The 21,484-nt window shown below is 48.6% G+C and carries 21 protein-coding genes and 1 pseudogene; 17 read left to right on the top strand and 5 right to left on the bottom strand.

Translation table 11 applies throughout. The features are described from left to right. Nucleotides 1-38 precede the first annotated feature (38 nt). From folC to hisP, 9 genes are all read left to right on the top strand, one after another. Nucleotides 39-1,307 carry a bifunctional tetrahydrofolate synthase/dihydrofolate synthase gene (folC, locus tag RS889_RS07700; RefSeq protein ID WP_315710097.1) on the top strand — a complete coding sequence of 423 codons (1,269 nt, stop codon included), beginning with the start codon at nt 39-41 and terminating at the stop codon, nt 1,305-1,307. After that, complete coding sequence (dedD, locus tag RS889_RS07705) at nt 1,297-2,004, top strand: cell division protein DedD (protein WP_315710098.1); 708 nt, start codon at nt 1,297-1,299, stop codon at nt 2,002-2,004. The genes folC and dedD overlap by 11 nt, the downstream gene beginning before the upstream one ends. 286 nt (nt 2,005-2,290) lie before the next feature. Then, nucleotides 2,291-2,782: a colicin V production protein gene (cvpA, locus tag RS889_RS07710; RefSeq protein ID WP_315710100.1), complete on the top strand. Its 492-nt coding sequence runs from the start codon at nt 2,291-2,293 to the stop codon at nt 2,780-2,782. A 30-nt stretch (nt 2,783-2,812) separates the two neighbouring features. After that, nucleotides 2,813-4,330: an amidophosphoribosyltransferase gene (gene purF / locus RS889_RS07715; protein WP_290179827.1), complete on the top strand. Its 1,518-nt coding sequence runs from the start codon at nt 2,813-2,815 to the stop codon at nt 4,328-4,330. 147 nt (nt 4,331-4,477) lie between these two features. Then, nucleotides 4,478-5,047 carry a UbiX family flavin prenyltransferase gene (locus tag RS889_RS07720; RefSeq protein WP_290179826.1) on the top strand — a complete coding sequence of 190 codons (570 nt, stop codon included), beginning with the start codon at nt 4,478-4,480 and terminating at the stop codon, nt 5,045-5,047. Between the two features lie 408 nt (nt 5,048-5,455). Beyond that, nucleotides 5,456-6,235: a lysine/arginine/ornithine ABC transporter substrate-binding protein gene (locus RS889_RS07725; RefSeq protein WP_315710103.1), complete on the top strand. Its 780-nt coding sequence runs from the start codon at nt 5,456-5,458 to the stop codon at nt 6,233-6,235. Nucleotides 6,236-6,303: 68 nt separating this feature from the next. Then, the gene (locus RS889_RS07730) at nt 6,304-6,993 is read left to right on the top strand and encodes a histidine ABC transporter permease HisQ (RefSeq protein WP_037381883.1); all 690 of its coding nucleotides are present in this window, start codon (nt 6,304-6,306) and stop codon (nt 6,991-6,993) included. Beyond that, nucleotides 6,986-7,702 carry an ABC transporter permease gene (locus tag RS889_RS07735; protein WP_021016659.1) on the top strand — a complete coding sequence of 239 codons (717 nt, stop codon included), beginning with the start codon at nt 6,986-6,988 and terminating at the stop codon, nt 7,700-7,702. The genes RS889_RS07730 and RS889_RS07735 overlap by 8 nt, the downstream gene beginning before the upstream one ends. A 17-nt stretch (nt 7,703-7,719) precedes the next feature. After that, nucleotides 7,720-8,493 (top strand): histidine ABC transporter ATP-binding protein HisP, encoded by a 774-nt coding sequence (hisP, locus tag RS889_RS07740; protein ID WP_021016658.1) that lies wholly within the window; start codon nt 7,720-7,722, stop codon nt 8,491-8,493. A 222-nt stretch (nt 8,494-8,715) separates the two neighbouring features. On the opposite strand, the gene RS889_RS07745 is transcribed toward hisP, so the two are convergent. The 3 genes and pseudogenes from RS889_RS07745 to RS889_RS07755 all read right to left on the bottom strand — a co-directional run. Then, nucleotides 8,716-9,621: a TIGR01777 family oxidoreductase gene (locus RS889_RS07745; protein WP_315710104.1), complete on the bottom strand. Its 906-nt coding sequence runs from the start codon at nt 9,619-9,621 to the stop codon at nt 8,716-8,718. Between the two features lie 150 nt (nt 9,622-9,771). Next, complete coding sequence (gene folX, locus RS889_RS07750) at nt 9,772-10,143, bottom strand: dihydroneopterin triphosphate 2'-epimerase (protein ID WP_021016656.1); 372 nt, start codon at nt 10,141-10,143, stop codon at nt 9,772-9,774. Nucleotides 10,144-10,231: 88 nt separating this feature from the next. Then, a pseudogene (locus tag RS889_RS07755) lies at nt 10,232-10,513 on the bottom strand (glutathione binding-like protein); the annotation flags it as partial. 244 nt (nt 10,514-10,757) lie between these two features. Between RS889_RS07755 and eat the strand changes: the two are divergent. The 5 genes from eat (at nt 10,758) to yfcD (ending at nt 15,668) form a co-directional block, all read left to right on the top strand. Beyond that, on the top strand, nt 10,758-12,143 hold the full coding sequence (gene eat / locus RS889_RS07760) for an ethanolamine permease (protein ID WP_315710106.1): 1,386 nt from the start codon (nt 10,758-10,760) through the stop codon (nt 12,141-12,143). 14 nt (nt 12,144-12,157) lie between these two features. After that, nucleotides 12,158-13,549 (top strand): ethanolamine ammonia-lyase subunit EutB, encoded by a 1,392-nt coding sequence (locus RS889_RS07765; RefSeq protein WP_021016653.1) that lies wholly within the window; start codon nt 12,158-12,160, stop codon nt 13,547-13,549. Further along, the gene (gene eutC, locus RS889_RS07770) at nt 13,546-14,346 is read left to right on the top strand and encodes an ethanolamine ammonia-lyase subunit EutC (RefSeq protein ID WP_021016652.1); all 801 of its coding nucleotides are present in this window, start codon (nt 13,546-13,548) and stop codon (nt 14,344-14,346) included. The genes RS889_RS07765 and eutC overlap by 4 nt, the downstream gene beginning before the upstream one ends. Before the next feature lie 82 nt (nt 14,347-14,428). Beyond that, nucleotides 14,429-14,980 carry a phosphodiesterase gene (yfcE, locus tag RS889_RS07775; protein WP_315710108.1) on the top strand — a complete coding sequence of 184 codons (552 nt, stop codon included), beginning with the start codon at nt 14,429-14,431 and terminating at the stop codon, nt 14,978-14,980. Between the two features lie 79 nt (nt 14,981-15,059). Then, entirely contained in the window at nt 15,060-15,668 is a 609-nt protein-coding gene (yfcD, locus tag RS889_RS07780; protein WP_021016650.1) for an NUDIX hydrolase YfcD, read from the top strand. 124 nt (nt 15,669-15,792) lie between these two features. Here yfcD and pta read toward each other — a convergent pair whose 3' ends face one another. Then, nucleotides 15,793-17,931 carry a phosphate acetyltransferase gene (gene pta, locus RS889_RS07785; protein WP_021016649.1) on the bottom strand — a complete coding sequence of 713 codons (2,139 nt, stop codon included), beginning with the start codon at nt 17,929-17,931 and terminating at the stop codon, nt 15,793-15,795. 77 nt (nt 17,932-18,008) lie between these two features. Beyond that, on the bottom strand, nt 18,009-19,211 hold the full coding sequence (gene ackA, locus RS889_RS07790) for an acetate kinase (protein WP_315710110.1): 1,203 nt from the start codon (nt 19,209-19,211) through the stop codon (nt 18,009-18,011). A gap of 417 nt (nt 19,212-19,628) precedes the next feature. Between ackA and yfbV the strand changes: the two genes are divergently transcribed. The 3 genes from yfbV (at nt 19,629) to RS889_RS07805 (ending at nt 21,408) form a co-directional block, all read left to right on the top strand. Next, the gene (gene yfbV / locus RS889_RS07795; protein WP_021016647.1) at nt 19,629-20,084 is read left to right on the top strand and encodes a terminus macrodomain insulation protein YfbV; all 456 of its coding nucleotides are present in this window, start codon (nt 19,629-19,631) and stop codon (nt 20,082-20,084) included. Between the two features lie 154 nt (nt 20,085-20,238). Continuing rightward, nucleotides 20,239-20,733 (top strand): YfbU family protein, encoded by a 495-nt coding sequence (locus RS889_RS07800; RefSeq protein ID WP_021016646.1) that lies wholly within the window; start codon nt 20,239-20,241, stop codon nt 20,731-20,733. Between the two features lie 18 nt (nt 20,734-20,751). Next, the gene (locus RS889_RS07805) at nt 20,752-21,408 is read left to right on the top strand and encodes a sugar phosphatase (protein ID WP_315710111.1); all 657 of its coding nucleotides are present in this window, start codon (nt 20,752-20,754) and stop codon (nt 21,406-21,408) included. The last annotated feature ends 76 nt before the right edge of the window (nt 21,409-21,484 follow it).

Genomic DNA, 21,484 nt, shown 5'->3' on the forward strand with positions numbered 1-21,484 from the left:
TTCTGTGTCAATGAACCGTAAGTCAGTGAACGGGACTCATGGATAATCTTCAAATACCACAAGCCACGTCGCCTTTGGCCACGTGGCTTCATTATCTTGAGCATCTGCATGCCCAGCCCATTGAACTGGGACTGGAGCGTGTCAAACAGGTTGCCGAAAATCTCCAACTCTTACAGCCTGCCAGCGTCGTATTCACGGTCGCTGGAACCAATGGTAAAGGGACAACCTGCTGTACGTTGGAATCAATCCTGCTGGCCGCCGGGAAGCGGGTAGGGGTTTATAGCTCTCCTCATTTGTTGCGTTATACCGAGCGGGTCCGCATTCAAGGCAAAGAACTACCTGAAGCGGCGCACTGCCAGGCTTTTGCGGATATCAACGCTGGCCGGGATCGTGTTTCTTTAACTTATTTTGAATTTGGTACGCTGGCGGCATTGCAACTCTTCAAACAGGCGCAACTGGATGTGGTCATCCTTGAAGTTGGTCTGGGAGGGCGCTTGGACGCAACCAATATTGTTGATGCTGATGTGTCCGTAGTGACCAGTATTGCACTTGATCACACCGATTGGTTGGGAAATGACCGGGAAAGTATCGGCCGGGAGAAAGCCGGTATCTTCCGTCGTGGTAAACCCGCCGTGGTAGGTGAGCCGGATATGCCGGCATCGATCGCTGTTGTTGCGGAAGAAAAAGGGGCCGTACTGTATCGTCGGGGTAACGAGTGGCGTTTTGTCTCTCAATCAGCCAGTTGGTGTTGGGAAAACGCGTCGCATCAGTTAACCGAACTGCCGCTACCGCATGTGCCGCTGCCAAATGCCGCTACTGCACTGGCCGCGCTGTATTATTCTCCGTTAGACGTAGATGAATCTGCAATTCGACATGGCCTGCAGCAGGCAACTTTGCCGGGACGTTTTCAGATTGTGAACGAAAAACCACTGCTGATTCTGGATGTGGCGCATAATCCTCATGCGGCCGCTTATTTGGCCAGCCGTCTGTCTGCATTACCGCGGAGAGGTAAGATCCGCGCAGTAATGGGGATGCTGGCAGATAAGGATATTCCGGGCACGTTGGCACATTTGAAGCCGCTGGTGGATGAGTGGTATTGCGCTCCGCTGGAGGGCCCGCGAGGTGCCAGTGCCGATGAACTGGCCCGGTATCTTGACACTTGCCGGCAATATCCGGATGTGGTGTCCGCATGGCGACAGGCTATGCAAGAGGCGCTCGAACAGGATATCGTTATCGTTTGTGGTTCTTTCCATACAGTAGCGCATGTTATGGAAGCGCTTGACGGGAGCAGAATGCATGGCGAGTAAATTCCAGAATCGCCTGGTGGGAACCATTATCCTGGTCGCATTGGGTGTCATTGTCCTGCCTGGACTGCTGGACGGTAAGAAAAAACATTACGAAGATGAGTTCGCGGCTATTCCGCTGGTGCCCAAACCGGGTGATGCCGTGGAGGCAGAGTCTATGCCGTCAATTAATCAGTTATTGCCGACTCAGCCGCCGGAAGGTGCCGAAGCTGCGATGCAGGATAAGAATGACGGTTCGACCATGACGGCACCGACAGCGAAAGAAGACGATGGATCTACGAAGCGTGTTTCACACTCGGAAACGCAGTCTGTGCCGGTAGCTGTAGCACCGCCCGTTGTTGTTAAACCTGAACCCAAGCCAGAGATAAAGCCAAAATCGGAAACTAAATCGAAAGAGGTGTTAAAACGGGCTGAAGGGAAACCGGAGACATCAACGCAAGAGCAGACGGCGCCAGCAGGTCAGGCATTTGTCGTTCAACTGGGTGCTCTGAAAAATTCAGACAAAGTGAATGAGATTATCGCTAAATTGCGTCTGTCCGGTTATCGGGCCTATACCACGCCTTCTGTACCGGTAGCCGGACAGATTACGCGAATCTATGTAGGTCCGGATGTATCAAAAGAGAAACTGCAATCATCATTACATGAACTGAAACAACTCAGTGGATTGAATGGTCAGATAAAAACGTACAGCGCACGTTAGAGTGGCAACGGAAGGGGTAAAATGACCTTACCTTTTGCCGGTTTTATTTTGCTGTATTGAATCAAATGATCGGTGTTGCTGTTGCAGGCGTACCCGGATATTACAGCGGGTAATAAAATTTTCGTGCGGGTATCTCTATGGACATTCGACGATTTTTTTATTTGTGCATTTATTGAATTAATGACAGGGAAATCCGCTACGCAAACGTTTTCTTTTTCTGTTAGAATGCGCCGCGAACAGGATGAGCGGTGCTGTCGATAGTTATTGTTCATTATTAGGATAGTTCATGGTTTGGGTTGATTACGTCATTATCGGTATTATCGGATTTTCGGCTCTGGTCAGTCTTGTCCGCGGGTTTATACGTGAAGCGTTGTCGTTGGTTACCTGGGGATGCGCGTTTTTCATCGCAAGCCATTATTATGTGTACCTTGCGGTGTATTTCACGCGGTTTAATGATGAATTGGTGCGTAACGGCATCGCCATTACCATTCTGTTTATTGCGACGTTGATTGTGGGTGCTATTGTCAACTATGTGATCGGTTCGCTGGTTGAACGTACCGGGCTGTCAGGCACTGATCGTGTTCTGGGGATCTGTTTTGGTGCCCTGCGTGGTGTGTTGATCGTCTCTGCTCTGCTGTTCTTTTTGGATACCTTCACTGGTTTTTCACAGAGTGCCGACTGGAAGCAGTCTCAGTTAATTCCGCAGTTCAGTTATATAATCAGGTGGTTTTTTGACTATCTGCAAAGCACGTCGAGTTTCTTGCCGCGGCACATTTAGCCACGGTAGCGCTGATGAGGAAAAGACAACATGTGCGGTATTGTCGGTATCGCCGGTTTTACACCGGTCAACCAGTCGATTTATGACGCATTAACGGTGTTACAGCATCGTGGACAGGATGCCGCAGGCATCGTCACCATTGATGCCTTTAATTGTTTTCGCCTGCGTAAGGCCAACGGCCTGGTAAAAGATGTGTTTGAAGCACGGCACATGCAGCGATTACAGGGTAACATGGGGCTGGGTCATGTGCGTTATCCAACAGCCGGCAGCTCCAGTGCTTCTGAAGCCCAGCCTTTTTATGTCAATTCCCCTTTTGGTATCACACTGGCACACAACGGTAATCTGACCAATGCTCACGAACTGCGTAAACAGTTGTTCGAGCAAGGTCGCCGGCATGTGAATACCACCTCTGATTCTGAAATCCTGCTCAATATCTTTGCTAAAGAGCTGGACCGTTTTCAGCATTATCCGCTGGAGGCTGATAATATTTTTGCCGCTGTTGCCTCAATGCAGCAGCAAATTCGCGGCGCCTACGCTTGTGTCAGCATGATTATTGGCCACGGTATGGTCGCATTCCGCGATCCGAACGGTATCCGCCCTCTGGTGATTGGTAAGCGCACACTGGAAGACGGACATAACGAATATATGGTTGCATCCGAGAGCGTGGCGTTAGATACGCTGGGCTTTGAATTTTTACGTGATGTTGCACCAGGCGAAGCGATTTACATTACGGAAAAAGGGCAACTGTTTACCCGGCAGTGCGCGGAGAATCCGAAGAGCAACCCTTGTCTGTTTGAATATGTCTATTTCGCACGTCCCGACTCGTTTATTGACAAGATTTCAGTTTATAGCGCCCGTGTACGCATGGGGCAGAAATTGGGTGAAAAGATTGCCCGTAATTGGGAAGACCTGGATATTGATGTGGTTATCCCGATTCCGGAAACGTCTTGCGATATCGCACTGGAAATCGCTCGCATTATCAACAGACCTTATCGTCAGGGGTTTGTGAAAAACCGTTATGTTGGCCGCACGTTTATCATGCCTGGGCAGCAGACGCGCATAAAATCGGTGCGGCGTAAACTGAATGCCAACCGGGCTGAATTCCGTGATAAAAATGTACTGCTGGTGGATGACTCTATCGTGCGTGGTACTACGTCGCAACAGATAGTGGAAATGGCGCGTGAAGCGGGTGCTAAACGAGTTTATCTGGCCTCGGCGGCACCGGAAATCCGTTTCCCGAACGTCTACGGTATCGATATGCCCAGCGCGAATGAGCTGATTGCGCACGGCCGCGAAGTAGAAGAGATTCGGCAGATTATTGGTGCCGATGCTCTTATTTTCCAGGATCTTGACGATTTGATTGACGCGGTACGTGAAGATAATCCTGACATTGTCCAGTTTGAGTGTTCCGTATTTAATGGCATTTATGTGACCAAAGATGTGGATCAAGGTTATCTGGATTATCTGGAAGTGCTGCGCAACGATGATGCTCAAGCATTGCGTAGTCAGAGCGAAGTGGAAGACCTGGAAATGCATAACGAAGGGTAAAACCAGAGAGTTGTGACACATCAAAAGGGGAGACGCTGATGCGGACTCCCCTTTATCATTGTTATTCTTGCCAATCACTGGCTGATGCGGCAAAGTCAGCGCAGATCATTTCACCGTATCCAGATGTGGTATGTCAGAGGTCATCTTATGAAACGACTCATCATCGGTATTTCCGGTGCCAGTGGGGTAATTTACGGTATACGTTTATTGCAGGTTTTGCAGTCGGTGGATGGGATAGAAACCCATTTGATCATGAGTCAGGCGGCACGACAAACGCTGTCGCTGGAAACCGATTTGAATGTGAAGGACGTACAAGCGCTGGCAGATGTGGTGCATGATTCACGTGATATCGCCGCCAGCATTTCTTCTGGATCATTTAAAACTGCGGGCATGGTTATTTTACCTTGCTCGATCAAAACCCTTTCCGGAATTGCCCACAGTTATACGGATAGTTTGCTCACCCGTGCGGCGGATGTAATGCTGAAAGAGCGGCGTTCACTGGTGTTGTGTGTGCGGGAAACGCCATTGCATTTAGGTCATTTACGCCTGCTGAATGCCGTTGCAGAGCTGGGGGCTATCATCATGCCACCTGTCCCAGCGTTTTATCATCGCCCACAAACTGTGCAAGATATCATCGATCAAACAGTCAACCGGGTTCTTGACCAGTTTGATATTAGGTTGTCACAAGATCTGTTTACTCGCTGGCAAGGTACGTAATCATTTATTTTATAGTGAAATTTATCTCCGGAAGCGCCTTTTCATGATTAACGGCTGAACACCGCGCATGTAACTATTTTGCCCTAGTTTACTACAGTGCACTATTATGATGCAGTAATGTGATCTAATTTGGTGCAATGTGATCTCTATTCATGCTTTTTTATCCGAAAATATGGCGAATGAAACGTAGGTGGAGAGCTGCCTAATTAATTGATTACATTGATTGATTAGTACAGTAGTGGCCATATTATTTCCCTTTGTTACTGGTATTTATTATGGCACGGAAAGTGCATTGCCATGCTGTAGCAAACACACACATAGTAAATACAATGGCATTATCGACTAAAAAAGCGTTTTGATTCAATGAATAGCTTCGGCGTTCAACCATTTATTGATAAGGGTAACTTTATGAAAAATCTGTTTAAACTTTTGCCTTTAGCGTTGGTATTCGCAACGAGCAGTGCCCTTGCGGAAATACCAAAAGATATAAAAATCGGTACTGATCCAACGTATGCACCGTTTGAATCTAAAAACGCTAGCGGTGAACTGGTAGGATTTGACATCGATCTGGCGAAAGAGATGTGTAAGCGTATGGCGGTTAAATGTACCTTTGTCGAAAGTGACTTTGATGCGTTGATTCCGTCGCTGAAAGCGAAAAAAATTGATGCCATTATTTCCTCTCTGTCTATCACTGAAAAACGTCAGAAAGAGATCGCCTTTACCGATAAACTGTATGCCGCCAATGCTCGTCTGATTGCTAAAAAAGGCGCCAATATTCAGCCGACGGTGGAATCATTGCGTGGAAAACGGGTCGGTGTATTGCAAGCGTCAACCCAGGAAGCTTACGCCAATGCCAACTGGCAGCCGAAAGGGGTTAATGTTGTGGCTTACCAGAATCAGGACTTGATTTACTCTGACCTGATTGACGGTCGTATTGATGCCGCCTTCCAAGATGAAGTGGCGGGGAGCGAGGGTTTCCTCAAGCAGGATATGGGTAAAGACTATGCTTTTGCCGGTCCGGCAGTGAAAGATAACAAATTTTTTGGCGTGGGCACCGGTATGGGGCTGCGTAAAAATGAAACCGAGCTGAAAGCCGCGCTGAATAAAGCTTTTGAATCTATGCGTAAAGACGGTACTTACAGCAAATTGGCGAAAAAATATTTCGACTTTGACGTATACGGCGGTTAACCCTTCCGTGATTAACTTCTGCCTGCTCTGGCAGGCAGAAGATGGTTTTTACTGAACGGATATACGTGATGTTGTATGGTTATTCCGAATTAATACTGGAAGGCGCGTACATGACGCTGCAACTGGCGATATGCTCGTTGTTACTGGCGTTGGCGATTGGTTTAATCGGTGCGGGTGCCAAGTTATCTTCTAATCGGCTATTGTCGATCTGCTTTTCTGGCTATACCACCTTGATTCGCGGCATCCCTGATCTGGTGCTGATGTTGCTCATTTTTTATGGACTGCAAATAATACTGAACAATCTGACTGACGCGGTTGGCCTTTCACAGATCGATATCGATCCGTTATCAGCGGGGATTATCACGTTAGGGTTCATTTATGGCGCTTATTTTACCGAAACATTTCGTGGAGCGTATCTGGCGGTGCCACGCGGACAAATCGAGGCCGCAGTCGCTTTTGGTTTCTCTCCGTCACAGGTGTTCAGGCGCATCATGTTTCCCTCGATGATGCGTTTTGCTTTGCCGGGTATTGGCAATAACTGGCAGGTTATTTTGAAAGCAACTGCTCTGGTTTCTCTACTGGGGTTGAGCGATGTGATTAAGGCGACTCAGTTAGCGGGTAAGAGTGCTCATCAACCTTTCTTTTTCGCCATTGTCGCGGGTGTGATGTATCTGATTTTTACTACCTTGTCTAACGGGGTGCTGTGGTGGCTGGAACGCCGTTATTCTGCAGGAGTCAGGAAAGTTAATTATGAGTGAGATCCTGCAACAATACTGGCGGCCTTTGTTATGGAGTGATGGCTATCACTTTACTGGTCTTGCCATGACACTTTGGCTGCTGATTATTTCGGTCGTGATTGGTGGCTTGATGGCGATTCCACTGGCCGTTGCCCGGGTTTCTCCCCGGCGTCGCTTTTCCCTGCCGGTGTGGTTATTTACCTATATTTTCCGGGGAACACCGCTCTACGTACAATTATTGATTTTTTATTCCGGTGTCTACAGTCTGGAAATAATCCGTGGCACGGATTTACTGAATGCTTTTTTTCGTAGTGGCCTGAATTGCGCCATCCTTTCACTGTCGCTTAATACGTGCGCCTATACTACCGAAATTTTTGCTGGTGCGATCCGTTCTGTTCCTCATGGTGAAGTTGAGGCAGCCAGAGCCTATGGATTTTCCCGTTTCAGGCAGTATAGTTGCATTATTTTGCCAAGCGCACTGCGTATTGCACTTCCTGCCTATAGCAATGAAGTGATCTTGATGCTGCATTCTACTGCGCTGGCATTTACCGTTACTGTGCCGGATATCCTCAAGGTTGCACGCGATATTAACGCGGCGACTTATAAGCCGTTTTATGCTTTTGGCATTGCCGCCGTCATGTATCTGTCGATTTCATTTGTGCTGATCTCCTTGTTCAGAAAGGCAGAGCAACGCTGGTTACGGCACCTCCATACCCGTTCATCTCATTAGATATGCAGGAATATAGCATGCAGAATAATAAGCTGATGGTGACGGAATTACGTAAACGTTATGGCCAACATGAAGTGCTTAAAGGTATTTCATTGCAGGCTAAAGCGGGGGACGTTATTTCAATTATCGGATCGTCGGGATCAGGTAAAAGCACCTTGCTACGTTGTATTAATTTTTTGGAAAAACCGTATGAAGGTTCTATCCATGTGGGCGGCCAGGAAATTCACATGGTGCGGGACAAAGATGGTCAATTGAAAGTGTTTGATAAAAAACAGCTTCAATTGTTGCGTACCCGGCTGACGATGGTGTTCCAGCACTTTAATCTGTGGAGCTTTATGACAGCTCGGGAGAACGTTATTGAAGCGCCGGTACAGGTGTTAGGGCTGAGTAAAGCTGAAGCCCGTGAGCGGGCGATATTTTATCTTGATAAGGTCGGTATAACTGGTGTGGCACAGGATAAATATCCGGCGGATCTCTCCGGTGGCCAACAGCAACGTGTATCAATTGCCCGTGCGTTAGCAATGGAACCGGAAGTCTTGCTCTTTGATGAGCCGACTTCCGCGCTGGATCCTGAACTGGTAGGTGAAGTTCTGCGTATCATGCAACAACTGGCCGAGGAGGGAAAAACCATGGTGGTAGTTACCCATGAAATGGAATTTGCACGCCATGTTTCCAGCCACGTTATTTTCCTGCATCAGGGGGTTATTGAAGAACAAGGGCCACCAGAGCAGGTCTTTGGTAACCCGCAGAGTCCGCGTTTACAGCAGTTTCTATCTGGTGCACTGAAATAGCCTGAATATCCATTCAGGCTCAGACGGCTGACCGCGCTTTTCTTCCTCAATAAATATACTCCCGAGAAATCGGGAATATATTTATAATCAATGCATTAAATTACAGATAGCTCACGCGATTTTGTGGGCATGACAAGATTAAGATGTTTTTGTCATCAACCATAACCTAAACATTTGTTCAGGCCGGTATAGTGTTAAGTATCATGTCGGGTTGGGCCGGTGTCAGCCCGCGTTTTTAATCAGATCATTCAACGCTTCTTCCAATTCAAAGAACCGGAAACCGAATCCTGCTTGTTCCAGCCGATAGGGAATAGCGCGTTGTCCACCTAGCGCCAACGTTGCCGCTTCTCCCATTATGAGCTTCAACACCCAACCAGGCATGCGCAAAAAGCCTGGGCGATCCAGCACATTGGCCAGCATGGCGGAGAATTTCTCATTACGGACTGGATAGGGGGAAACCATGTTGAATGGGCCACTCAGGATTGGATTATCCAGCAGGTAAAGAATACCATTGACCATATCGTCGATATGTATCCATGGCAGATACTGTTTGCCAGTGCCTATTGGTCCCCCCAAACCCAGACGAAATAACGGCAGCATCTTGGCCAGCGCCCCCCCTTTGGTGGAAAGCACTACGCCAGTACGTAGCAGACATACTCGCGTTTTATCGCTTTCAGCAGCTTGTGCCAGTGTTTCCCAATGAGAGCATAGTCGATAGGTAAACTCATCATGAGGCGTCTCGTCTTCTGTTACCAGCGCTTGTCCTTGGTCGCCGTAATATCCGACTGCGGAACCTGAAATAAACACTGCTGGTGGTGTATCGCTGTTTTTGATCAGTTGCGCCAGTTGCTCGGTTATTTCCCAACGGCTGTGACATAGCCGATCTTTCTGGATAGCTGTCCAGCGTTTATCAGCAATAGGCTCACCTGCCAGATTGATAACGCCGTTAAAACCATCAAGGGACGTTTGATTCCGCAACGTAGGCCAGTAATCCACTTGATTACCCAACAGCCGACGGGCTTGTTCAGGATTGCGAGTCAATACGGTAATGCTGTGGGAAAGTGACAGTAATCGCTGAATCAAATGACGACCGATAAGGCCGGTGCCACCGGTGATTAATAGCTGCATATATGGCCTCGCTTAGTGCTTATCCCAATAGACTACGGTTGCCATGCTTGTGGTAGATAGTACTTACTGCGGTTCCTGGATACTGAGTGTATGCATCGATTCTAAAATACACATCTGAATCATCTTCCGCGTGGCATACCAGAGAGCCAGCTATATCTTGTGATAGCTCATGGTCATAGAGACGGAATCGGCATAACGCAGAGCAAACAGTTTATCGACCTCGACTTCTGCATAAGTCACCCATTCGTGCTCGCAGATAATATTAAGTATATCCTGCGTTAGTTTCTCCAGCAGTGAGAAACGGTTTCCCTCTACATGATGAATCACTTTTTTTGTGATGGTGCGATAATTCAAGGCATCGGTGATATTTTCGCTGTTTCGCGCCTTATCCGCCGGGTAATGGATCACAATGTTGATGACAATGTCCTGTTTATTATTGATTTCCTCTTCCTTGATACCAATAAAAGTGCGTAATCGCAGATTTTTTATACGAATAACAGCATTAGCGTAATGTTGCAGCATAGCGGCTCCGATAGTATTACTGGCATGACCTTTTATTTACCATACCAGAATTTATCGTGGGTCAATGTACTGGAATAGTGGGAATTAATTACTGTTCTGCGAGCTTATAAGCACGTTGAGTGGCAGAGCGATCCCGGATGCGTTCGAACCAGTCTTTTATTGCCTGAAATTCTGACAAGGCAATATTCTGCCGTTCATGAGAAACGACCCAGGGATAGGTTGCCATATCAGCAATACTGTAGTTTTCACCGGCCAGCCATGGCGTCTCCCGTAATTGTTTATTCAGTACGGTATAGAGACGATATGTTTCCTTTTGATAGCGCTCAATCGCATAAGACACAGGCTGCGGAGCATAGTGGTTGAAATGATGATACAGCAATGACTATTGTCACATCAGTGGGAGGTATGATTTTTTGATCGAATTCGGGTGCGCATTTATGGAGCAAAAAGTGCTGTGTTCTAGTGCATTTGATTCAGAATGGCGCAGCATGACCATGGTCGGATGAAGCAGATGATGGCTAACGTATAGCGGTGTTTCGATTTCACACTAATCTGGCAACTGGTACAACCTTTGCACTTCCCTGAACAATGATTGCTTCCAAGGGGAAAAGAGAATGCAACAGCATCCATTAGCGACAGGGTTGAAACGCACATTAGGTAGCTTCCATCTCTGGGGGATTGCCGTCGGCCTGGTGATATCTGGGGAGTATTTTGGCTGGAGTTATGGTTGGTCACAGGCAGGAACGTTAGGTTTTCTGATTACAGCACTGGCTATTGCTGCTATGTACTGCGCATTTATTTTCAGCTTTACCGAGTTAACCACGTCTATTCCTCATGCCGGAGGGCCTTTTGCTTATGCTTATCGGGCCTTCGGTCCTACCGGCGGATTCATCGCCGGGTTCGCAACCTTGATTGAGTTTGTTTTCGCGCCACCAGCGATTGCCATGGCCATCGGTGCTTATCTGAATGTGCAGTTTCCAGCGTTGGAGGCCAAATGGGTAGCCGTCAGTGCTTATCTTGTTTTTATGGGGTTGAATATTCTGGGGGTCGGTATTGCGGCCACATTTGAACTGATAGTGACACTGTTGGCGATTTTTGAGCTGTTGGTATTTATGGGGGTGGTCGCCCCTGGATTTGAATGGAGTCATTTTACTCATGGTGGATGGGCTGGAATGGACACCTTCAGCCCGGTGGCCGTTTCGGGTATTTTTGCTGCCATTCCCTTTGCTATCTGGTTTTTCCTGGCGATAGAGGGAGCGGCGATGGCGGCGGAGGAAGCGCACGATCCACAACGTACCATTCCACGCGCGTTTATTGGTGGCATTTTAACGCTGACACTGCTGGCGATCGGGGTAATGTTGTTTGCCGGTGGTGTTGGCGACTGGAAACAGCTGTCTAACATCAATGACCCATTGCCGCAGGCGATGAAGTTGATGGTGGGAAACAGTAGTGGTTGGCTGCATATGTTGGTATGGCTGGGGCTATTCGGGCTGATAGCGTCATTCCACGGTATTATTATGGGATATTCCCGTCAGATCTTTGCCTTAGCCCGTGCGGGTTATCTACCTAAAATGCTGGCTAATGTCCATCCGCGTTTTCGTACGCCGAACCGGGCCATTATTGCCGGTGGTATAGTGGGTATTGCTGCCATTTTTTCTGATTCTCTGGTGACGATTGGTGGTCAGCCGTTGACAGCCAACATTGTGACCATGTCAGTATTCGGTGCTATCGTGATGTACATTATTTCCATGGTGTCGCTATTCAAGCTACGTCGCAGTGAGCCAAACTTGATCCGTCCATTTCATGCACCGTTGTTCCCATTCGTACCCGCCTTCGCACTGGTGATGGCCAGTATCTGCCTGATCGCGCTGGTCTATTATAATGTCTTACTGGCATTGGTGTTTACCGCTATGATGCTGCTTGGCTATGGCTGGTTCCGATTAACCACGCAGGCTCGTGCGATGGCCGTGTTTGATCCGCATTTGACTGTGTCGAAGTGAATGTCAGGGGACATATGTATCAGACGACGTTAGGACATCGCCGTTATATCTTCAGGGATTTGCGGGAATTAATGGCCAAGGCCTCGCCTTTTCGTTCTGGTGATGCATTGGCTGGTATTGCTACACAAAGTGCGGAAGAGCGCATGGCAGCACGCATTGCACTGGCGGATGTTCCTCTGCGCGCATTTTTACAGCAGGTATTGATTCCTTATGAGGAAGACGACGTTACCCGGTTGATTATTGACAGCCACGATAGTGTGGCGTTTGCATTGATCTCTCATCTGACAGTAGGCGAATTTCGCAACTGGTTGCTTAGTGAACAAACTGACAGTGCGCTGCTTGCTAAAACAGCCCCAGGCATCACGCCAGAAATGGCGGCTGCGGTCAGTAAAATCATGCGTAATCAGGATTTAATTCTGGTAGCCAAGAAATGTCGGGTGGTTACCCGTTTTCGTAATACCATCGGCTTGCCGGGACACCTCAGTGTACGGCTACAACCGAATCATCCTACTGATGATCTGAAAGGTATCGCTGCCAGTATGTTAGATGGGTTGTTATATGGCTGTGGTGATGCTGTCGTGGGGATCAATCCCGCCAGTGATAGTTTGCCGCTGTTGGAGAAGCTTAACTACATGCTGGATGACGTGATTAGCCATTTCGGGATTCCCACCCAGTCGTGTGTATTGACCCATGTTACCAACACACTGCGGTTGATTGAACGCGGGGTTCCGGTGGATCTGGTGTTTCAGTCGATAGCCGGAACGCAAGCAACCAATGCCAGCTTTGGCTTTAATCTGGCAATGTTGGAAGAGGCACATCAAGCGGCGTTGAGCCTGAATCGTGGCACGCTGGGCAACAACGTGATGTATTTTGAAACGGGTCAGGGGAGTTGCCTGTCTGCCAATGCGCATCATGGCGTTGATCAGCAAACCTGTGAGGCCCGGGCATATGCAGTGGCTCGCCACTATTCACCGCTGCTGGTGAATACCGTGGTAGGGTTTATTGGCCCTGAATACCTTTATGATGGTAAACAGATTATCCGCGCCGGTTTGGAGGATCATTTCTGTGGCAAATTGCTGGGTGTGCCATTGGGCTGCGATGTTTGTTATACCAACCATGCCGAAGCCGATCAGGATGATATGGACACCTTACTGACTCTGCTGGCGACGGCTGGTCTTACTTTCCTTATCGGCGTACCCGGTGCGGACGATATCATGCTCAATTATCAGAGCACGTCTTTTCATGATGCCCTTTATATCCGTGAATTACTGGGACTGAAACATGCCCCGGAATTTGGCGACTGGCTGACACAAATGCAGATTATTGATGCGCAAGGACGATTGCAAGATGCGAGTCACCAACATCCATTATTGCAGCATCGACCCTATCTTGAGGGGGAGGTATGAAACCGGTAGTTCATCCCAATCCATGGCAGGAATTACGAGAATACACCGCCGCGCGTATCGCCTTGGGACGTACCGGTGCCAGTATGCCAACCGATGAACTACTGAAGTTCGGTCTGGCTCATGCGCGAGCGAGGGATGCAGTACATCAGCCTTTTGACAGTGAAATGCTAGCGAATTCACTGCACGAGGAAGGGCTGAAAACATTGACGGTACACAGCGCGGCAGAGCGTCGTGAACAGTATTTGTGCCGCCCGGATCTTGGGCGTCGTTTGTCGTCGGATAGTCGTGAGCTATTACTCGCTGTTGCCGATAAACCGGCCGATCTGTTACTGGTGGTGGGCGATGGTCTGTCTTCCAAGGCGGTTCATCGTCAGGCATTGCCGTTGATTCAGGCTGTGTTGCCCTATGTTGCACAACTGGAATTGACGTTGGCGCCGATTGTATTGGCACATCAGGCCCGGGTGGCGTTAGGTGATGATATTGGTGAGTGTTTGCAGGCGAGAATGGTGGCAATACTGATTGGAGAACGGCCCGGTCTGTCATCGCCGGACAGTTTGAGCATTTATATGACCTGGGATCCAAATACCTGCCGTCTGGAATCGGAGCGAAATTGCATTTCCAATATCCGTCCAGAGGGGTTGAATTACCCTCAGGCAGCCTACAAACTGGCCTGGTTGCTGGAACAAGCTTTCCAACGTCGCTTATCCGGCGTACAACTGAAAGATGAAAGTGATAACCCGGTAATGCAGGGACTTATCCGACCGTTGGCGTCTTTGCCGACAGCAAATGACGCATGAGGATTTTGCAGTCACGACTGACAAATGTTTTGGTAAACTTCTCCTGGTCTGATCTTTTTCCAAGACACTTCGGGAATTAACCATGAAACTGATGTTTGCATCTGATCTGCACGGCTCTCTTACGGCGACAGAAACAGTATTGACGCAATTTGAACGCAGTGGTGCGCAATGGCTGGTTTTGCTTGGCGATTTTCTTAACCATGGCCCGCGTAATCCGCTACCAGAAAACTATCTGCCAGCAGAGGTGGCAGTCAAACTGAATGAGTATGCTCCCCGGATTATTGCGGTGCGAGGAAACTGTGATAGCGAAGTGGATCAGATGTTGCTGCAATTTCCGATGATGGCACCCTGGCAACAGGTACTGCTGCCGCAATGTCGGTTATTTCTCACCCACGGACATCTTTACCACCCCGATCAGCGGCCTCCGTTACAGGCCGATGATGTTCTGGTTTATGGGCATACACATATCCCAGTGGCTGAACGGCATGATGATATTTACTGCTTTAATCCGGGTTCAGTCAGCCTGCCGAAAGGGGGATATCCCGCCAGCTACGGGCTGTTGATGCAGAATAGATTGCAGGTTGTGTCACTGGTTGGGGGAGAAGTTATTGCGCAGGTAGTCATTACACACTAATTTAGTTCTACTCTCATGCTACATCTATTATTCAAACAAATGGGCGCGATAACGCGCCGCTACTAAAAGGTTTCAGAGGATGGCGGAACAAACTCAGATGGCAGGTACCGAGTGGGTGGATATCGTTGATGAAAACAATGAAGTAATCGCTCAGTCAAGCCGCCAGCAGATGCGTGCGCAGTGCCTGAGGCATCGCGCTACCTATATCGTTGTACATGACGGCATGGGGAAAGTCCTGATCCAACGTCGAACCGAAATCAAGGATTTTTACCCCGGCTGGCTGGATGCAACGGCTGGGGGCGTCGTACAAAGTGGTGAAAACATGTTGGAATCAGCTCGTCGAGAAGCAGAGGAAGAGCTTGGTATTGCTGGCGTCCCCTTTGCCGAGCACGGCTTGTTCTACTATGAAAGCGACGACTGCCGTGTATGGGGGGCGTTGTTCAGCTGCGTGACTCATGGGCCGTTTGCGCTGCAAGAAGAGGAAATTGACGAGGTAAGTTGGCTGACACCAGAAGAGATAACGTCGCGCTGCGATGAATTTACGCCGGATTCACTCAAGGCATTATCACTGTGGTTAACTCGTAATAACGCCAACGAGTATGGAAAAATTCTGCCGCGGCCGGCACGTACACTGGTTGATGATCTTCCTGGGCCTGAAGATCGCAGTGCGCTGGAAGAGGAAAAATAGTACCACGTGATTTCTCTATATGGGATAGAAGAGGAACCCGGCCTTGTCTTATCCCGTCAGGTGGAACACCAATAAAAAACGCCAGCTTTCGCTGGCGTTTTGGCAGATAAAACTGACTAATTGATTAGATCTGAGTCGCCTGAATAGCGGTCAGCGCTACGGTGTACACGATATCGTCTACCAATGCACCACGGGACAGATCGTTAACCGGCTTGCGCATACCCTGTAGCATCGGCCCAATGGAGATCAGGTCTGCTGAACGTTGTACCGCTTTGTAAGTTGTGTTACCGGTGTTCAGGTCAGGGAAGATGAACACTGTAGCTTTACCGGCAACTGGTGAGTTTGGTGCTTTGGATTTTGCAACATCAGCCATAATGGCGGCGTCGTATTGCAGAGGGCCATCAATAATCAAATCCGGACGTTTTTGCTGGGCGATATGGGTGGCTTCGCGTACTTTTTCCACGTCGCTACCCGCACCTGAATCACCAGTGGAATAGGAAATCATCGCAACACGAGGTTCTATACCAAATGCAGCAGCAGAATCAGCCGACTGAATGGCAATCTCAGCCAACTGTTCAGCTGTCGGATCCGGATTGATGGCACAGTCACCATACACCAGAACCTGTTCCGGCAGCAGCATGAAGAATACAGAGGAGACCAGTGAACTGTTTGGTGCGGTTTTGATTAACTGTAATGGCGGACGGATGGTATTGGCTGTGGTGTGAACCGCACCGGAAACCAGACCGTCAACTTCATTCTGTTCCAGCATCAGAGTACCGAGTACCACGTTGTCTTCCAGTTGTTCACGGGCAACGACTTCAGTCATGCCTTTGTTCTTGCGCAGCTCAACCAGACGGGCTACATAGCGCTCACGAACGGCGACAGGATCGACGATCTCAATACCTTTACCCAGTTTCACACCCTGAGCGGCGGCAACACGCTGGATTTCATCTGGATTACCCAACAATATACAGTGTGCGATACCTCGTTCGGCACAGATCGAGGCGGCCTTAACGGTACGAGGCTCAGTACCTTCAGGAAGCACGATACGTTTGCCAGCTTTACGCGCCTGTTCCGTCAATTGGTAACGGAAAGCCGGAGGAGACAAACGACGTGAACGTTCAGAAGCGGCAGACAGAGAGTCTATCCATTGGCTATCAATGTGACGGGCAACGTATTCCTGGACTTTTTCTACACGTTCATGGTCGTCGATCGGCAGTTCCAGGTTGAAGCTTTGCAGACTCAAAGAGGTCTGCCAGGTGTTGGTGTTAACCATAAATACCGGCAGGCCGGTCTGGAAGGCACGTTCACACAGCTTGCTGATGCTCGGATCCATTTCGTAGCCGCCAGTCAGCAACAGTGCTCCAATTTCGATACCGTTCATCGCTGCCAGACAGGCTGACACCAGTACATCGGGACGGTCCGCTGAAGTTACCAGCAATGAGCCGGGACGGAAATGTTCCAGCATGTGAGAAATACTGCGGGCGCAAAAGGTGACAGACTTAACGCGGCGAGTCTGAATATCGCCTTCGTTGATGATCTTGGCATTCAGATGCTTCGCCATATCGATCGCACGAGTAGCGATCAGATCGAAACTCCAGGGAATGCAACCCAATACCGGTAGCGGGCTGTTGGCAAACAGCAGTTTGGGATCAATGTTGGCAACGCTGGCCTTGGTTGAATCATCAAAAATTTCAGACAGGTCTGGACGGGTGCGACCTTGTTCATCCACCGGCGCATTCAGTTTATTAATGATGACGCCAGTGATGTTTTTATTCTTACTACCACCAAAACTAGAGCGTGCCAGCTCGATGCGTTCTTTCAATTGGGTCGGTGAGTCGTTGCCCAGCGCCAGAACGAACACGATTTCTGCATTCAGGGTTTTGGCGATTTCATAGTTTAGCGCATTGGCAAACTGATGTTTGCGGGTAGGCACCAGACCTTCAACCAGCACAACTTCAGCGTCTTTCGTATTGTCGTGATAGCGGGCAATAATTTCTTCCATCAATGCGTCCTGCTGGTTAGTGCTCAGCAGTGATTCGACGTGGCTTATCTGTAGCGGTTCAGCGGCATTGATGGCGGAAGTTGCACGAATAATAGCGGTGGTCTGGTCCGGTGCATTGTCACCGGCACGGGGTTGGGCGATCGGCTTGAATACGCTCAGTCGAACACCTTTCTGTTCCATTGAACGGATGACACCCAGGCTGACACTGGTCAGACCCACACTGGTGCCAGTAGGAATCAACATAATTGTACGGGACACGACTTAACCTCTTTACGGTTGCTCGTTGTTCAAAAACAACTCCGTCAGCCTGAGCTGACGGAGTTGGGATACTTTATTTATGCGGTCAGACGGAGAGCATCTTGAGCGATAACCAGTTCTTCATTGGTAGGGATTACCAGAGCTGGTCGGCTGCTGTCTTTGGCAATGTTGCCACTGTTACCAAAACGGGCGGCAAGATTACGTTCGTGGTCGATTTCAAAGCCCAAAATACTCAGTTTGTTCAGTGTCAATTCACGGACCATGGCCGCGTTTTCACCAATACCACCGGTGAAGACAACTGCATCAAGCCGGCCTTCCATCAGCGCACTGTATGCCCCGATGTATTTAGCCAGACGATGGCAGTAAACGTTCATGGCGCGTTTGGCATTCTCTTTGGTGGTGTAGTTGTCTTCTACATAACGGCAGTCGCTAGTGACTTCTGTCAGACCCAGCAGACCTGATTCTTTGGTCAGCATTTTATTGATATCAGCAACGCTCATGCCCAGAGAGTCATACAGATGGAAAACCACTGCCGGATCGATATCACCGCTGCGGGTGCCCATAACCAGACCTTCCAATGGAGTCAAACCCATGGAGGTATCTACACACTTGCCGTTGAGGATAGCGGAAACTGAACCACCGTTACCCAGATGGCAGGTAATGACGTTCAATTCATCAACAGGTTTGTTAAGTACTTTAGCCGCTTCTTGCGTAACATAGAAATGGCTGGTGCCGTGAGCGCCATAACGACGAATATGATGTTCTGTATATAATTTGTACGGCAGGGCATACAGATAAGCTTCTTCCGGCATGGTCTGATGGAATGCGGTGTCAAAAACAACAACATTCTTGTCAACCAGTTTCGGGAAGGATTTCAACGCTTCGTCGATACCAATCAGATGCGCCGGATTATGAAGGGGTGCAAATGGGATGGCATCTTTGATACCCTGCAAAACGTCAGCATTGATAATAGCAGAATGAGTGAATTTCTCACCGCCATGCACGATACGGTGACCAATCGCAACCAGTTGAGCAGAAAGCTCCGGTTTCTGGCCGAGAATGGTGTTAACGATGAAGCTCAGTGCTTCGCTATGGGCAGCTCCTGCACCCAGCGCCGCTTCCTGTTTGCCACCATCCATTTTCCATTTGATTCGTGCTTCAGGAAGGTGGAAACATTCGGCTAGGCCAGACAGGTACTCGTCCCCGTTAACTGCATCAATGATGGCGAACTTCAGGGATGAACTACCACAGTTAAGAACCAGTACTAACTTACTCGACATGGAAGTACCTACTTGTTATACATGGTTAAAAAATGTCATACAGCACTCAGCATAGCGTACAAGGCGGTTGACATTTATGATTAACATCATGGCTTGGTAGAATTTACCAGTCATGACATGAAAAGTGCCGTTGCTTAGGTATCTTCTGACGCACGGAACGCCGATGAATGGCTGGCATCAACACTCTAAAACCTTCGATTGTTGAATGAGAACTGACTACTGCATATTTAGTATGGAGTAAAGAACGTGCCTTTACTCGGCATATAGTCATACTACGTTAGTATATCAGGGCCAATTAAGGCCGGATTAGAATACCGATAGCGAACATCAAACACAAAATATATTTTAAGGTTGTCAATTGAAGTTGGTTGTTTATACAAAAATTTTATTTTTTATATGTGAAGTTGAGGTTTGACAATGACGACAAAACCCACCGGCAAAATTGGCTGGTTACAGTTATTCCAGCGAGGCCAGCACTACATGAAAACCTGGCCGGCAGATAAGCGCCTGGGCCCTCTGTTCCCGGAAAACCGCGTCGTTCGCGTCACTCGTCATGGTATTCGTTTTATGCCGCCACTGGCGGTATTTACGCTGACATGGCAAATCGCTCTTGGTGGCCAGATAGGACCATCTGTTGCCACAGCGCTGTTTGCCTTGAGTCTACCCCTACAAGGGTTATGGTGGTTGGGACGCCGTTCTATTACACCGCTCCCACCTTCTTTATTGCATTGGTTTCATGAAATTCGTAGTAAATTATTGGAATCAGGCATATCGCTGGCTCCGCTAGAGGATAAACCTACCTATCAAATGCTGGCCGATGTGCTGAAAAGAGCCTTTAAACAGCTGGATAAAACGTTTTTTGACGACCTTTGATCTGGACTGGGTTTTTGCTTTGGATATTGGAATATTTTTCCATCCAATTCTGTTTTAAATCAATAAACCGGATGCTATTGCTACCGTGGCAACATCCAGTATGCGATTCTGCCGTCAATGTAATTTAGGCCGGAATGTGATTCAGGAGAGCACCATGGAAATGACAAATGCCCAGAGATTAATCCTTTCAAATCAATATAAAATGATGACGATGTTGGATCCGGATAACGCTGAGCGGTATCGTCGATTACAAACGATCATTGAACGTGGTTATGGCTTGCAGATGCGGGAATTGGATCGTGAATTTGGCGATCTAAGCGAAGAGGTTTGCCGCACGATTATTAATGTTATGGAAATGCATCATGCTTTGCAGGTGTCCTGGGCGAACCTGAAAGAAAAATCGGATCTGGATGAGCGTCGTCTGGCCTTCCTCGGTTTTGATGCGGCTACAGAAGCCCGTTATCTGGGATTCGTGCGTTTTATGGTGCATGTGGAAGGGCGCTACCCGCATTTCGATTCAGGAACACATGGATTTAACTCGCAGACCAAAATGTGGGATAAATACAACCGTATGCTGGCAGTGTGGCAATCCTGTCCTCGTCAATATCATTTGAGCGCAGTGGAAATCGCTCAGATTATCAATGCCTGAACATTAAAGGGGATGTCTGTGGAGTGTAAAGGTTTTCTGTTTGATCTGGATGGTACGTTGGTTGATTCATTACCCGCAGTGGAACGCGCCTGGAGTAATTGGGCAAAGGATCATGACATAGAACCACAAGAAGTTCTTGATTTTATCCACGGTAAACAGGCAATTACGTCATTGCGTCATTTTCTTGCCGGGAAAAGTGAGGCAGAAATTCAGCGTGAGTTTGTCGCGCTGGAAAACGTGGAAGCAGCGGATACCAAAGGGGTGACAGCGATGCCGGGTGCCATGGCATTACTGGAGCGTCTGAATGCATTGAATATTCCCTGGGCGATTGTCACTTCAGGCACGATACCGATTGCCCATGCCCGTCACCGTGCGGCAGGGTTACCACAGCCAGCGGTTTTTATTACTGCCGAGCAGGTGGCAAAGGGTAAACCAAACCCTGATGCCTATCTACTAGGTGCGGAGAAACTGGGATTCCTGCCTGCTGACTGTGTCGTGGTAGAAGATGCGCCCGCTGGTGTACTGTCTGGTCTGTCTGCCGGATGTCAAGTGGTTGCTGTCAACACCCCGGCCGATACACCTAAGCTGGAACAGGTCAGTCTGATATTACATTCTCTGTCATCACTGCGTGTTGAGCCCACAGCCGACGGTGTGAGTGTTATCGCATTTCCCTGAGTACAGCAAAGTGTAATGAAATATGATCAAAACCCTGCTTTGACAGGGTTTTTTTATGCCATGCTGAACCTATTCC

It is taken from the genome of Brenneria uluponensis, assembly GCF_032395385.1.
In the GTDB taxonomy this organism is placed as follows: Bacteria; Pseudomonadota; Gammaproteobacteria; order Enterobacterales; family Enterobacteriaceae; genus Prodigiosinella; species Prodigiosinella aquatilis.